Below are 14,148 nucleotides of genomic sequence, written 5' to 3'. Positions count from 1 at the left end.
CCTGGCGCCCCGCACATCCCCTCCTTCGCACCGATCGCATAAGGCACGCTCATGTTCAGCCATACCCTCGACATCAACAGCATCGGCATCGTGGTCGGTGCCGCCATCGTCCTCCTGATCCTGCTGAAGCTGCTGCTGGGGACGAAGCGGAAGGGCCGGGCGCAAGGGCAGGAAGGGGATGGGGTCGCGGACGGCGCGGCGGCCGCCATCGAGGACGCGATCGGCGAACTGCTGGGTGTCGATGCGCACCCGGACGTGCCCCCGCCCCTGCCCGAGGCGGTCGGCGATCCGGATGTCCTCACCACGCTGAAGGGACTGGGCCCGAAGGCCGCGGCGCAGCTGAACCTGCTCGGGATCACCCGCTTCGACCAGCTGGCCAGCCTCGACGCGGCGCAGCAGGCCGCGATCGACGATCGCATGGGCACGTTCAAGGGCCGCATCCACAAGGATCGCTGGGTCGATCAGGCCCGCTATCTTGCACAGGGCGACCGCGCGGGCTTCGAAACGCAGTTCGGCAAACTGGGGTAAGCCGTTTCGGGAATGTCGTTCGGCAGCGCGGCCACGGTGGCGGCCAGACGACAGGCAGCCGTCAGCGGCATTTTGCAATCGATTGTTGCTCCTGTTCCCAACTATGGTATGACGGCGTCGAGCTCCCAAAAGCGAGGTCGGATAGCGAAGATGTCGATGCCCGTTTCCGGCCCGCAGCCGCACCTGACCTCCGGTTTGAAGCCCCACCTCAGCTTGTCGCGTATCCTGGAAATGAACCTGGGCTTCCTCGGGCTGCAATTCTCGTTCGGGTTGCAGCAGGGGAATATGACACCGATCTACAGCTATCTCGGTGCGTCGGAGGCGGCGTTGCCGCTGTTGCAGCTGGCAGGACCAATGACCGGATTGCTGGTCCAGCCCCTGATCGGAGCGATGAGCGACCGGACCGACAGCCGCTGGGGCCGGCGGACGCCCTATTTCCTGGTGGGCGCCGTGTTGTGTGCGGCCGGGCTGTTCTTCATGCCGCTCAGTTCGTCGCTGCTGATGGCCGTGTCGATGCTGTGGATCCTGGATGCCGGCAACAACATCACGATGGAGCCGTACCGCGCCTATGTCTCGGATCGGCTCAACCCCGACCAGCACCAGATCGGATTCCTGACGCAGAGCGCGTTTACCGGCCTGGCGCAGATGCTGGCGTTCCTGACGCCGTCGTTGCTGGTGTGGGCGGGAATGGATCAGGACTGGGTCGATCCGCACAACATACCCTATACCGCGCGGATCGCGTTCATGGTCGGCGCGGTGCTGAGTTTCACGACCATCCTGTGGTCGATCCGCCGCGTGCCGGAACTGCCGCTGTCGATCGGCGAAAAGGCGCGGATCGCCGCCGAGCCCAAGGGCTTTGCCGCGATGCTGCGGGAAATCGGATCGGCCATCCGCGACATGCCGCCGGCGATGCGCAAATTGGCGCTGATGAGCCTGTTCCAATGGTATGCGATGGCGGCCTATTGGGCCTATGTGATCTATTCGGTCGGGCGTTCGGTGTACGGCACGACCGTGCCGACATCGTCGGGTTTTCATTCGGCAGTGCTGACCAACGGCGAGATGGCGGCCTTTTACAACGGTATCGCCTTCGTATCCGCCTTTGCGATGGTCCCGCTGGCCAAGCGGATGGGAGCCGCGAGCCTGCATGCGGGATGCCTGGTGCTGGCCGGCATGGGGATGCTGTGGCTGCCGCATATCGCGGACAAGGCGATGCTGTTCCTGCCCGCTGCCGGTATCGGCATCGGCTGGGCCAGCATCATGGGCAATCCCTATGTGATCCTGGCCGGCGCCATCCCGCCCGAACGGACGGGTGTCTATATGGGCATCTTCAACATGATGATCGTGATCCCGATGCTGATCTTTTCGGGCACGATGTGGTTGTTCTACGACCGGCTGCTCGGCGGCGATCCGCGCAACGTGCTCACCATGTGCGGGATCCTGATGTTCGCCGCGGCGGCGGCCGTGTGGAGCGTCCGGGAACGGGAGGCGCAGCCTCTGCCGCTTGGCGTCAGCGCCGGATGATCGCCCTGACCGGGCCTATGACGAGCCTGATCCTCGAACGACGCGGGCGCGCGCCGCCGGCCTGGCGCTGGTGGGGGCCGCGTGTCGATGCCGTCGACCTGCCGCCGATCGCCGCCATCCGGCCGCCGGGAACATTTTCTCTCGACCTTGATCAGCCGCTGACGATCGCGCCGGCGTTCGGCACCGGCCGGTTCGGGTCGCCTGCGCTGCGGGCACACCGCGCCGGACGCGCGTTCGCGCACTGGTTCGAAACCATGGCAATCGAGGAGCGTGGCGATGCGGTGATCGTCACGCTGATCGACCGGGCGGCGCGGATCACGCTGGTCCAACAGATCGCCCGCGACGGCGACGGCCTCACCCTGTCGGCGACGGTGACGAACGATGGCGACGACGGCCTCGACATCGCGTGGCTGGCGGCCGGCACGCTGCCGCTGCCACCCGACTGCGCGGGGATCCGCAGCTTCACGGGCCGGCACAATGCCGAATTCGTGCCGCAGGCGGAACCGATGCCGACGCAGGCCTGGGTCCGCGAGAACCGGCGCGGGCTGACCGGTCATGCCGGGCCGCCGGGTCTGTTCGTCATGGGTCCCGATGCGGGCTGGCATGGCGGTCGCGTCCATGCCGCGCAGCTCGCCTGGTCGGGCAATTGCCGGCTGATCGTCGAGCGGGACGACGACGGCGCGTGGACGTTGCAGATGGGCGAGGCGCTTGCGCCCGGCGAACTGCGTCTCGCCCCGGGGGAGCGGTACGAGAGCCCGGCGATGCTGGCCACCTGTTCGAGCACCGGGCTGAACGGCGCGATCCAGGGGTTTCACGCCGCGATCCGCGGGCGTGCGTCCTGGCCGGAAACGGGCATGCCGCCGCGTGCGGTGCATGTGAACAGCTGGGAAGGCTTTTACTTCGACCATGACGAGGCTGCGGTGATGGCGCTGGCCGATCGGTCGGCGGCGTTGGGCGTGGAACGCTTCGTGCTGGATGATGGCTGGTTCAGCGGGCGGCACGACGATACCGCCGCGCTGGGGGACTGGGCGCCGGACAGCCGCAAATATCCGAACGGCCTCGGTCCGTTGGCGCGGCATGTCGTCGGCCTCGGCATGTCCTTCGGATTGTGGATCGAGCCCGAAATGGCCAATCCGGACAGCGATCTGGCCCGCGCCCATCCGGATTGGATCCTGCAGGTCGACGGGGTGCCGCACCTGACCGCGCGACATCAGCTGGTGCTGGACCTTGGCCGCGGTGCGGTGCGCGATCATCTGTTCGCGGCGATCGATGCGTTGCTGCGCGATGTGCCGATCGCCTATCTGAAATGGGATCACAACCGCGATCTTGCGCCGGCGGGCGGTGCGGACGGCCGCGCCGGCTACCATGCCCAGATCGCCGGCGCCTATGCGCTGATCGATCGGTTGCGCGCGGCGCACCCGATGCTGGAAATCGAGGCCTGCGCCGGCGGTGGTGGCCGCATCGATGCCGGCATCGCGCAGCGCACGCACCGGTTCTGGACGAGCGACTGCATCGACGCGGTCAGCCGGGTTCGCATGCAGCGCGGCTTCCTGCATTTCATGCCGCCGGAGATGATGGGGAGCCATGTCGGCGCCAGTCCCGCACATGCGACCGGCCGGCGGCAGGGCATGGCGTTTCGCGCCGCGGTCGCGCTGCCGGGACATTTCGGAATCGAGCTGGATCCCGCCACGCTGCCCGCGCATGATGGCGACATGCTGGCCGCCGCAATCGTGCGCTACAAGCAGCTGCGCGACCGTCTTCATCGCGGCAACGTCTGGCTGGGCGAGGGACCCGACGGCCTGGTGTGGCAGATGCACGGCGGGCCGCGCGACTGGGTGCTCAGCGTGACGCGCACCGATCCCCCGACCGTCCGTCACCCGCCGGCGGTGACGTTGCCGCCCCTGGCGGGCGCCGGACCGATCGGGGTTCGCCTGCTCGATCTTGCCGGCGCGGATTACCATCCCAGCCGCGATGCGCCCCTGTTTGCGACAATGCGCATGCAGGCGGTATCATTCGACGGCGACTGGCTGGCGAGCGCCGGCCTGCCGATGCCGGCGATGACGGCGGAGAGCGTTGCGCTCTTCGCAATGGAGATACGAGACTCATGACCGCTGCCACCCCCTCCTCCGCCGACATCGGCACCGTCGCGCCGCTCGTGCATTGGAGCGCCGAACAGGCCCGACTGGCGGCCGACCAGCCGGCCGCGGCGCTGCCCGTGATCACCGCGGCCGACGTCGTCGCGATCATCGCCGACCATGATCTGTGGGATATGTGGCAGATCGCCTATGCCGATGGCCGAACCGCGATGATCGACGGGCGGAGCTGGTGGTTCTTCCTCGCGACGCCGCGTTTTGCCGACCCCGACGACCGGCATGACGCGGCGCGCATCCGCCTGACCAGCTACGGTGCCGATGGCTGGCGCGATCATGGCGACGCGTTTTCTCAGGATCTCGCACCCGGCAGCCGCGAATGGTCCGGCTCCGCCGTCCTGGAGGCGGACGATCGCACGCTGACGATGTATTTCACCGCGTCGGGGCGGCGGGGCAGCCCGCGATCCTTCGAGCAACGCCTGTTCGAAACGCGCGGCCGGTTCGTCGATGGTCGCGTCGGCGACTGGAGCGTGCCGGTCGAGTCGATCGCGGCGGACGGCACGATGTATCTGCGCGCGGACCAGCCGGATGCGGTGGACGGACGCATCAAGGGCTTTCGCGATCCGGGCTATTTCCGCGATCCGGCGGACGGCGCCGAATATCTGTTGTTCAGTGGATCGGCAGGATGGATCGACGACATCCATGACGGCGTGGTCGGGGTCGCACGTCGCGCCGGTCCGAACGACGCCTGGGCGCTGGCCCCGCCGCTGGTGGACGCGATCAGCGTCAACAGCGAGCTGGAACGCCCGCACATCGTGCTGCACGCCGGACATTATTATCTGTTCTGGTCGACGCAGGGAAAGCGGTTCGTCGACGGGATCGGCGCACCCACCGGCCTGTATGGCATGGTGGCGCCCGGAATGAATGGCCCATGGCGCCCGCTGAACGGGTCCGGGCTGGTGGCCGGCAACCCGCCGGAAGAACCCTATCAGGCCTATTGCTGGTGGGTCACCGGTGAACTGGACGTCATCAGCTTCGTCGATTTCTGGGGCCTGAAGGGTGTCGCACCGGCCGATGCCGCGACCCGACGGGCGCATTTCGGCGGGACGGCGGCGCCCTGGTTCCGGCTGGCGTTGCAGGACGACCGCGCGACGCTGGTCATGGACCGATAAGGCGAGAACGCCCGGGCCAGGGCCCCGGGCAGTCCGTCCGTGGGCGGCGGCATGCCACCTGGTGCCGGATGCCCCCGGTGTATGGCCGGCAACCGGGTCGGGCGGGATCAGGCGCTGTCGCGCACGATCAGGCGGGGTGTCATCTCCACAGACGGGGCGTCGACGCCGTCCATCCGCGCGAACAGCGCATCGATCATCGCGGCGCTGCCGGTGACGAGGTCCTGGCTGATCGTCGTCAACGACGGCACCATCTGTTCGGTGAACGGCAGATTGTCGAAGCCGGTCACGCGCAGATCGCCGGGGACGGAAAGTCCGCGATCGGCCAGGATGCGGACCGTCTGGCGCGCGATGACGTCGGACGCGCAGGCGATCGCATCGATCGCACCGGCGACATGGTCGAGGTTCGCCGTGATTTCGGCGCCCATCACGTCCGACGCCATATGCGTGTTGAGCTGGATCGGCGTGGCGATCCCCGCCGCGCCCGCCGCCGCGCACAGGCCGCGATACCGCTCCGCAATTTCCAGCGTCCTGATTTCGCCCATGAAGGCGATGCGCGTCGCGCCGTGCCCGATCAGCCGTTCGCCCAGCAGGCGCCCACCGGTGAAATTGTCGACGCCGATCGCGCAATGATGCTGGCCGGGTATGTGACTGCCCCAGACGACCAGTGGTCGGTAATCCCGGGCAACCGCCTCGATCACGTCGAACTGGTCCGACTGGCCGATCAGCAGCACGCCGTCGACCATGCCGGAACGTACCACGCGGCTGAGCCAGTCCTCCGCATCGGGGATGATCCGCGACAGCATCACGTCATAATTGCGTTCGGTCAGCGCATCCGCCAGATGCCCGAACAAGGTGAGGAAGAACGGGTCGGAGATATGCTGGCGCCGCTCGTGACCCAGCGGCAGCGCGATGCCGATCACGCCGGTCTGCTGAGTCCGCAACCGGCGTGCCATCTGGTTCGGTTGAAAATTATGCTGCGTGGCCAGCGCTTCGATCCGCTGGCGGGTGGCATCGTTGACGATCGACTTGCCCGCCAGCGCGCGCGACACCGTTCCCGGCGACACGCCGGCCAATCGCGCGAGATCGGCAAGCGTGCGAACGATGCTGGTCGGGTTCGACATGGTCATGCCCGCAACCCTATTCCGTTGGCCGATCGAACAAAAGGAGGAAGCGCGGACCGTGCGCTTCCTCCGCAGGGCAGGGCTCAGAAGCGGTAACGGACCGATCCGGTCACGGTGCGTCCGTACAGGGCGACGTTGCTGAACACCGCGCTGCTGGACGAGAGGATCGGGTTCAGGGTTCCGCCACCCCGGAAGCCGAGCTTGTCGAACAGGTTGTTGACGTTGAGCCCCAGTTCGACCCGGTCGATCGGGCGTACCGTCAAGAAGCCGTTGACGAAGGTCGACCCCTTGATGGTGTAGAGATTGAAGTCGTCCGACTTGGTGCTGCTCTGGCCGTTGATGCTGACACCGAACGCGACGATGCCGGCATCGTAGGAGGGCGAGACGACATAGAGGAACTCCGGCAGCCCGCCCGGACGGTTGCCGACCAGGGCGGCGGTCCCGCTGCTCGTGATCTTCGAATTGGAATAGGTCGCATCGGCGGCAAGGTGGAAGTTTCCGGCGTTCACCCGGCTGGTGAATTCGATGCCGTAGGAGCGATATCCGTTCGAGATGTTCGGATTGTTGTTGGGCGGCGGCAGGCTGATCCGCGTGAAGTCATAGTTGTTTTCGGTCAGCGTCGAGCGGAAGCCCGTGATTTCCAGCGAGTAGGAACCACCGAACACGTCGCCGCGCTGCTTGATGCCGATTTCCTGCTGATTGAGGAAGTTGATCGACGTCGATTTGCCCTGTGCGTTGAGCGAGCCATCAGCGTTAAAGTTATTTGAGAGAACGCGGCGATCGGCGTTGAAGCGTCCACCGCGGCTGGCGCGGGCGAACACGCTGGTGCGGTTGTCGAAGGCGTAGAGCGCGCCGAACGACCAGCTGACATAATCGTCGGTGTAGTCGATATTTTCGACGACCGAACTGAGCACCAGCGAGGGAATCAGCGCGGATCCGAGCGCGTCGGTCACCCGCGTGATAGGACCGGTGACGCCGCCCTGCGCGGTACCTTCGCCGTGCACGCTGTCATAGCGGACGCTGGCGTCGAGATTGAGGCCGCCGACCTCATAGCCGACCTGCAGGAACGGCGCGACGTCGGTGTAGGTCAGGTCGACCCGACGGGCACAGCAGGTTCCCCAATTGTCGTTGAAGCCCGCCTGTCCCGCCGCCGTCAGTTGCGTTCCGGTGGTGGAGAAGAGATCGAGCGGGGCGGCATTTTCGCCGTTGATTTCGCTATACTGCCGGTTGACGTGCCAATCCTGCACGATGTTCTGCTTCATCAGGAACACGCCTGCCGTGGCGGTGGCCTTGCCCGGCCCGACCTCGAACTTGCCGTTCAGCGTCAGGTTGTTGACGAAGTTGTTCATGTTCTTCATCAACGTGTTGATGTTCGGATTGTTGTTGACGTAGGTGCCGGTATATTCCTGCCCCAGATTCGGGCCTGCGGCATAGCGCACCGATCCGACCGTGGCGCCGTTCACCGTCGATCCGATCAGGCCACCAGGGCCGGTGCGCGTCCCGACATTGATGAACTGCGTCGTGAAATTGCCGCTGATCCACTGATAGCGGATGTTGTTGTCGATCGTCAGATTGTCAGTGAGATCATAGTGAAATTGCGCACCGATCCCGGTGACGCGCGGGTGGATGCCCTGCACTTCGGCGGTGCGGACGCCGCCACCATCATAATCGAGATATTGGAAGCTGCGGTTGTAGATCGAATAGGACGATCCATCCCGCCCATCGAAGTTCGGCAGCGGCGAGAAACCGGTGATCTTCGTGCCATTATATTTGGCCAGCGACGGTGTCGTCGTATTGGTCGGTGCCTGTTCATCGAGCCGCTTGAAGTTGAACCGGATGAAACCGCGGTTGTCGGCAAAGTCCTTCGTGAAGTTGCCCTTGACCTGATAGCCGCGCAGGATGTTGAACTTCTCGTTGGTCAGGCCGCCGCCCTTGCGGGCATAACCACCGACGTGGAAGCGCGTCGTATCGTTGATCGGCGCGCCATAATCGAAGTCGACCCGCTGTTCGCGATAGCCGAGACCATTGCTGTAGGCGACCTGGCCGCCGGCCCGATCCCCGGTCTTGCTGATGTAATTGACCACCGCGCCCGGCGCCTGGCTGGAAAAGGTCGAGGCGGAGCCGCCGCGGACGGCCTCGACTCGCTGGACGTTCTGATCGAATCGCAGCCAGTAATCGTTGTTGCCGAAATTGATGTCGCCGAAGAGGACGACCGGCAGGCCGTCTTCCTGCAAGGCGACATATTCGGAACCGCCGGTCGATACCGGAATGCCGCGTACGCCGATGTTGGCGTTGCCGCCGGGGCCGGCGGTGTCCGACGGCTGGAGACCGGGGATGTTGCGCAGCACCTCCGCTTCGGATCGCGGCGTGAAGTTCTGGACCTCTTCCAGGCTGATCTGCGACACGGAGATCGAGCTGCGGAAGCGCGAGCGCACACCCGTGGTCGCGGTGACGACGATGTCCTCGCCCTGCGCGCCCGCGTCGGGAATGCTGCCGGCCGCGGCGGTCGCCTGCGGCTGTGCCGGGCCCGCTTGCAGGGCAAAAGCCGGGGCCGCCGCGAATAGCGCGATCGGCGACGTGCAGGCGAGCATAACCTTGATCTTCATAGCAACCCTCTCCTGATCTTGCCCCGCTCCGGAGGCTACGATTTGGTTAATACCAGCGCAACAATCGTTTGCAAGCGATAATGCAAAGGATTGCAGGGGGATTTCATCGTGATTTTAGAATCAGCAAGCGCCGATGCGCTTCAGATAGTCCGCATGCGACGGCATTGATTGCGCCATCGTGCCGATGGCGCTGGCCAGCCGATCGACAAACCCGGTGCTGGCGGCGGTACCCGCGGACCGATCCAGCAGCGGATCGCCGAACAGCGGCGCGTTACCCTGGCCGATATGAACCGCCAGCCAGCTTGCCGGTCCGAACAGATCCATGTCGCGCGCGATGAGCCGGGCGCCGTTGCGGAAATGGGCGATCTTGAGGGCGAGCGTGTCCGGGATCGGCATCGCCGCGCATTCCCGCCAGAGCGGCGCATCGTCCCGCGTTGTCAGCATGTAATGCAGGATCAGGAAATCGCGGATCCGTTCATATTCGATGATCGCGACGCGATTATATTCCGCGATCGCCAGCGGATCGAAGGCGCGCGTCGGGAAGAAGGCGAGCAGCTTGGCGATACCGGTCTGGATCAGATGGATGCTGGTCGATTCGAGTGGTTCCATGAAGCCGCTCGCCAACCCCACGGCGACGACGTTGCGGTTCCAGAACTGGAGCCGTCGACCGGTCTTGAACTGCAACAGGCGCGGTTCGGCCAGCGCCTCGCCATCCAGATTGGCCATCAGCGTGGCCGCGGCCTCGTCATCCGAGATATGACGGCTGCAATAGACATAGCCGTTGCCGGTGCGGTGCTGGAGCGGAATGCGCCATTGCCACCCGGCCCCACGCGCCGTTGACCGCGTGAACGGCGTCATGCCGTCTCCGCCGGTGCGACACGGGACCGCGACGGCACGGTCGCACGGCAGCCAATGGGTCCAATCCTCGTAGCCCGTGGCAAGCGCGCCTTCGATCAGCAAGCCGCGGAAGCCCGAACAATCGACGAACAGGTCGGCATCGATCCGCCGCCCGTCCAGCAAGGTGACGCCGGCGACGTGGCCGCTATCGCCGTGGAGCGATACATCGCCCACCTTGCCCTCCACCCGGACGACTCCGCGTGCCTCCGCATAGCGGCGCAGGTAGCGGGCATAGAGGCCGGCATCGAAATGATAGGCATAGTCGAAGGTGGAGGCGACGCTGCGCGGATCGGCCATCGGCGCTGCGAAGCGCCCGCGGCTGGCCGCCCCCCAGGCCATCGAAAGATCGTCCAGCGGCACATGCGATCCCGCCGCCCGCGCCGCCAGCCAATGCTGATGCACGGCCACCAGATCAAATGGTTTGCCGAACGTCCCGAACGGGTGGAAATAGCGATGGCCCCGCTTTGCCCAATCGACGAATTCGATCCCCAGCTTGAACGTGCCCTTCGTTTCGCGAAGGAAATCGGCTTCGGCGATGCCCAGCGTCTCGTTGAACAGCTTGATCGGCGGGATGGTCGCCTCCCCCACGCCGACCGTTCCGATCTCGTCCGATTCGATGAGCGTGATCGTGCATCGCGTGCCGAGCGCATGCGCCAAGGCGGCCGCCGTCATCCATCCGGCGGTACCACCACCGACGATCAACACCGACCGGATCGCATCGTCTGAACCGTTCAACGCCCTGGTCCTTCGAAGATAGCAGCGAGAGGCTTCATCGCTGTGCTCCTGGATACTGAGCGAAATCAGCGAAGGCAATCGATTGTAAGGACGCCGGGGAGGGTGCGGCGCGGCGCTGTTGGCCCGATCCGCGACCGTCCGCGGCGGATATGTCCAACGGCGCCGGCAAACCCGCCGCCGATCCGATCATCTGGCTTGCAGCAGCCGGTCGAGTGCCTGCGCAACGGCGGTCATGCCCGCAAGATTGGGATGGAACGGCACCATGACGGGCGGGCCATCGGGGGACGGAAACCCGCTGGTCCAGGGATCGGGCGCGCACGCGCCATGGCCCGCGGACAGGCGGGATGCCCGCAACACATCGACCTGTGCCGCCCGCGCCACACTCGCGGTCAGAGCGGCAAGACGCGTCGCCACGGCACGGCTGGCGACCGCAGCGTCCGCGGGCATGGCGATCCGCGCACAGGTGCCGGTGGGCGGAAGGACGGTGAGATAGTCCACGAGAACGATCCGCGCCGATGGCGCACGGGCCCGCGTTTCCGAAACGACCCTCCGCAAGGAAACCGCCAGCGATTGCCACGCCTGTTCGGTGACAGCGGGAGCCTCCTTGCAACGGGGATCACGACGATCGGCGGGGAGCCGGCTGCACGCCGCCCACGACAGCCCGCCGATATAGCCGACATCGTTGCCACCGATCGTGATCGTGACCAGCGCCGTGTCGCGCGTGACGGCGTTGATCTGGGGCGGCACGTCCTGCCAAGGGCCAAGAATATGCTCCGTCGTGGCGCCACTACAGGTGACGTCGATCAGTTCGAGCCGACGAAGCCGGGCGAGTTGATGCGCATAATTCCCGGTCGACCGGCCGCAGCGATCGCCGGGCTGGGCCATGGGCGCAATGCCGGGACCGGCGGCGAACGAACTGCCCATGGCGACATAGGTCCTGCCGGGCGGTGCAGTGTCGACCGGCCCGGGAAGCGTCGCGCACCCGCCGATCATGACCGACAGCGCGATCGAACACAGTCGTCCGGCCACGGTCCTGATGCCGAGACTGATCATCATTCCATCTCCCGAAGGCGTCCCAACCAAATGTACGCCGGCGACCGCGATGTTCATGGGCCGCGCGGCAGGGCGGCCTGTCCGGTTCGTCGCGGCCGGCGCCCCAGTCAGCCAGCAGCCAGGCCGCGGCCTGCGCCCCCGGACCGGCCATCGTGAAACATGTCCCGCAGCGTCGTGCGGGCAGCGATCAGCCGATGAACGATCTCGTCACGATTCTGGACGAAGCGTTGGGTGGGGACCGGAACCGAAAGCCCGAACCAGTTATACGCTTCGTCGCTGAAGCAGAAACCCACCGCACAGATTCCAAGCGAATGTTCCTCGGCATCGATGCCGATCCCCGTCTCCCTGGTCGGTTCCAGATTGGCGAGCAAGCCGGGAAGGTCGGTAATGGTGTTGGACGTCAGTTGTTCGTAGCGCGTGCCGATCAGGCTCTCGATCTGCGCCGCGGTCGCCGTCGCGAGATAGGATTTGCCGACCGAGCTGCAGTGGAGCGGAAACGCGTCGCCGACATGGCTGACGGCCATCAATCGCTGGCGTCCGGCGACCTGATCCAGGAACACCATCTGATTGCGGGAGATGGTGGCGAAATCCACCGTCTCCGCCAGTTCGTCGGACAGCGCCTGCATCAGGGGACGGATCCGATGGATGATCGTGGGAAAGGCCAGACGTGCGAGCCGCAACACCTCCGGCCCGAGCACGATGCGGCCGGGTTGCGTGCCCCGCACCACCAGCCGCTCGGCTTCCAGCGCGCTGATCAGCCGCTGGACGGTCGAACGGGCCAGTCCGACCCGCTGCGCGATCTTGCCGAGACTGAGTCCCTCCGGTGCGTCGCCCAGGGCCCGCAAGACCGCCGTCGCGCGCACGATGACCCCAACACCGATCGACTCTTCTGTCATGCGTCCGTCGTTCCTGCCCGCTTGTCCGTGTTCGGTGCCGAATGATCGGCAGCCTGTCGGTCCACCATACGGTACGAACGCCGTCGGGCAATCACTTCCCCCGTGCCGGATCCGCGATCCGCGATCCGCGTCAGAATTTGAACTCCAGGGTAGCACCATAGGTCCGTGGCGGTTCGAAGCTGATGCCGGTGCCGCCCGCAGTCGATCCGAGCTGGGTCACGACATCGGTGTTGGTCAGGTTCTTGCCCCAGAGCCGGAGCCCCAGACCGGATCGACCGGTCCATCCCAGGGAGGCCGACAGCGTCACATAGTCGTCGACACGGCGAAGATTGTCGACTTCGGCATAATAGCCGTCGTTGTAGAACAGGTTGGTGTTGGCGGTGACCTTGCCGCCGAATGCCTCGACGCCATAATCAAGACCGAGATTGCCGGTGAACGGCGATGTGAAGGGCAGCTGATTGCCCTGGGCGTTGAGGCCGAACGACGCCGCCGTCCCTGTCGTGTTGCCGCCACCGGCGCGGGGAACGCTGTAGATGGCATTCGGGAAATCGCCGAACCGGCCGTGGATCAGGCTGGCACCGCCGAACAGCTTCAGCCCGCGGGCCAGCACGACCTCCAGGTCGATATCCGCGCCATAGATGGTCGCCTTGGGCCCGTTCGTGATGCCGATCGTGCCACCGAACGCACCCGGGAAAAAGCCGACCTGGATGTTCCGGTAGTCATAATAGAAGAACGATGGGTTGATCCGCAACCGGCGGTCCAGCAGCTGCATCTTGAGCCCCGCTTCATACGCGTCGAGCGTTTCCGGCAGATACGGGGATTTCACGTCCGGGGTGGAGATGTTGTAGCCGCCGCTTTTGAACCCGCGATTATAGGACAGATAGGCCAGGCTGTCGGGGGTCAGCTGATAATCCAGCGCGATGCGCCAGGTCAGTTTGTTGAAGCGTTTCGTATCCGCCAGCGCGTCCGAACTGACCAAAGCCCCCGTCGCCACGCGGGTCCGTACGGTGGCGGTATCGATGTCGCGCTTCTCGCTGGTGTAGCGCAGGCCCGCGGTGACATTCAGCAGCGGCGTCAGCGCGTAGGTCGTCTGACCGAAAGCGGCCAGCGAATCCGTCACCTGACGTCCGACGTTGGTGGCGAGCAATCCCGATGGAACGACGGTCGGCGGCCCGACCCGGTTGGGGGTCACGAGCGGCGTGTAGACGAGGCTGGGATCGAAGGCACTGCGTGCGTGGAAATAATAGCCGCCCAGGATCCAGCGAAGCGGCGTGAGATCGCGTGAGGACAGTTGCACTTCCTGGCTGAACTGCCGATCGCGTTGGACATTGTCGATGCGCGCGACATTGGCCGGGGTGCGATCGAGATCGAACGCCGACGTGAAGACGGATTTCCGGAAGGCAGTGATGCTGACCAGGTTGACGGCGCCCAATTCCTGATCGGCGCGCAGGCTGACGCCGCCGCCATCCAGCGACCGCAGGGTCGGAATGTTGTTGTTCGAGTTGAAGGCGCCGGTCGGCGGTGTGGGA

At 65.6% G+C, this 14,148-nt stretch carries 10 protein-coding genes; 4 read left to right on the top strand and 6 right to left on the bottom strand.

Annotation, left to right across the window (positions count from 1 at the left end; translation table 11 throughout):
* Positions 1-51: 51 nt before the first annotated feature.
* The 4 genes from VF649_RS01310 (at position 52) to VF649_RS01295 (ending at position 5,311) form a co-directional block, all read left to right on the top strand.
* Complete coding sequence (locus tag VF649_RS01310; protein WP_331010152.1) at positions 52-528, top strand: hypothetical protein; 477 nt, start codon at positions 52-54, stop codon at positions 526-528.
* A gap of 150 nt (positions 529-678) precedes the next feature.
* Positions 679-2,049: an MFS transporter gene (locus VF649_RS01305; RefSeq protein ID WP_331010151.1), complete on the top strand. Its 1,371-nt coding sequence runs from the start codon at positions 679-681 to the stop codon at positions 2,047-2,049.
* Between the two features lie 17 nt (positions 2,050-2,066).
* A complete protein-coding gene (locus VF649_RS01300; protein ID WP_331010150.1) occupies positions 2,067-4,157 on the top strand; it encodes an alpha-galactosidase in 2,091 nt (696 codons plus the stop codon).
* Entirely contained in the window at positions 4,154-5,311 is a 1,158-nt protein-coding gene (locus VF649_RS01295) for a glycoside hydrolase family 68 protein (RefSeq protein ID WP_331010149.1), read from the top strand. The genes VF649_RS01300 and VF649_RS01295 overlap by 4 nt, the downstream gene beginning before the upstream one ends.
* Positions 5,312-5,418: 107 nt before the next feature.
* On the opposite strand, the gene VF649_RS01290 is transcribed toward VF649_RS01295, so the two are convergent.
* The 6 genes from VF649_RS01290 to VF649_RS01265 all read right to left on the bottom strand — a co-directional run.
* Positions 5,419-6,432 carry a LacI family DNA-binding transcriptional regulator gene (locus tag VF649_RS01290; protein ID WP_414713624.1) on the bottom strand — a complete coding sequence of 338 codons (1,014 nt, stop codon included), beginning with the start codon at positions 6,430-6,432 and terminating at the stop codon, positions 5,419-5,421.
* An 83-nt stretch (positions 6,433-6,515) separates the two neighbouring features.
* Entirely contained in the window at positions 6,516-9,038 is a 2,523-nt protein-coding gene (locus VF649_RS01285; RefSeq protein ID WP_331010147.1) for a TonB-dependent receptor domain-containing protein, read from the bottom strand.
* Positions 9,039-9,158: 120 nt separating this feature from the next.
* Positions 9,159-10,607, bottom strand: coding sequence for a tryptophan halogenase family protein (locus tag VF649_RS01280; RefSeq protein WP_414713623.1), 1,449 nt, complete (start codon positions 10,605-10,607; stop codon positions 9,159-9,161).
* Between the two features lie 249 nt (positions 10,608-10,856).
* Positions 10,857-11,726, bottom strand: coding sequence for an SGNH/GDSL hydrolase family protein (locus tag VF649_RS01275; RefSeq protein ID WP_331010145.1), 870 nt, complete (start codon positions 11,724-11,726; stop codon positions 10,857-10,859).
* A 104-nt stretch (positions 11,727-11,830) separates the two neighbouring features.
* On the bottom strand, positions 11,831-12,619 hold the full coding sequence (locus VF649_RS01270; protein WP_331010144.1) for an IclR family transcriptional regulator: 789 nt from the start codon (positions 12,617-12,619) through the stop codon (positions 11,831-11,833).
* A gap of 130 nt (positions 12,620-12,749) precedes the next feature.
* Positions 12,750-14,148, bottom strand: a 1,399-nt coding sequence (locus tag VF649_RS01265) for a TonB-dependent receptor (RefSeq protein WP_331010143.1), incomplete at its 5' end; no start/stop codon positions are given.

The organism is Sphingomonas sp. (assembly GCF_036387535.1).
In the GTDB taxonomy this organism is placed as follows: Bacteria; Pseudomonadota; Alphaproteobacteria; order Sphingomonadales; family Sphingomonadaceae; genus Sphingomonas_R.
The sequence above is the reverse complement of the archived record's forward strand: the minus strand, read 5'-3'. Positions and strand labels throughout refer to the sequence as shown.

What these genes read in the sequence shown, in the direction of transcription:
- VF649_RS01310 (WP_331010152.1), top strand. Translation starts at nt 52, where the DNA reads ATGTTCAGCCATACCCTCGACATCAACAGCATCGGCATCGTGGTCGGT.
- VF649_RS01305 (WP_331010151.1), top strand. Translation starts at nt 679, where the DNA reads ATGTCGATGCCCGTTTCCGGCCCGCAGCCGCACCTGACCTCCGGTTTG.
- VF649_RS01300 (WP_331010150.1), top strand. Translation starts at nt 2,067, where the DNA reads ATGACGAGCCTGATCCTCGAACGACGCGGGCGCGCGCCGCCGGCCTGG.
- VF649_RS01295 (WP_331010149.1), top strand. Translation starts at nt 4,154, where the DNA reads ATGACCGCTGCCACCCCCTCCTCCGCCGACATCGGCACCGTCGCGCCG.
- VF649_RS01290 (WP_414713624.1), bottom strand. Translation starts at nt 6,432, where the DNA reads ATGTCGAACCCGACCAGCATCGTTCGCACGCTTGCCGATCTCGCGCGA.
- VF649_RS01285 (WP_331010147.1), bottom strand. Translation starts at nt 9,038, where the DNA reads ATGAAGATCAAGGTTATGCTCGCCTGCACGTCGCCGATCGCGCTATTC.
- VF649_RS01280 (WP_414713623.1), bottom strand. Translation starts at nt 10,607, where the DNA reads ATGACGGCGGCCGCCTTGGCGCATGCGCTCGGCACGCGATGCACGATC.
- VF649_RS01275 (WP_331010145.1), bottom strand. Translation starts at nt 11,726, where the DNA reads ATGATGATCAGTCTCGGCATCAGGACCGTGGCCGGACGACTGTGTTCG.
- VF649_RS01270 (WP_331010144.1), bottom strand. Translation starts at nt 12,619, where the DNA reads ATGACAGAAGAGTCGATCGGTGTTGGGGTCATCGTGCGCGCGACGGCG.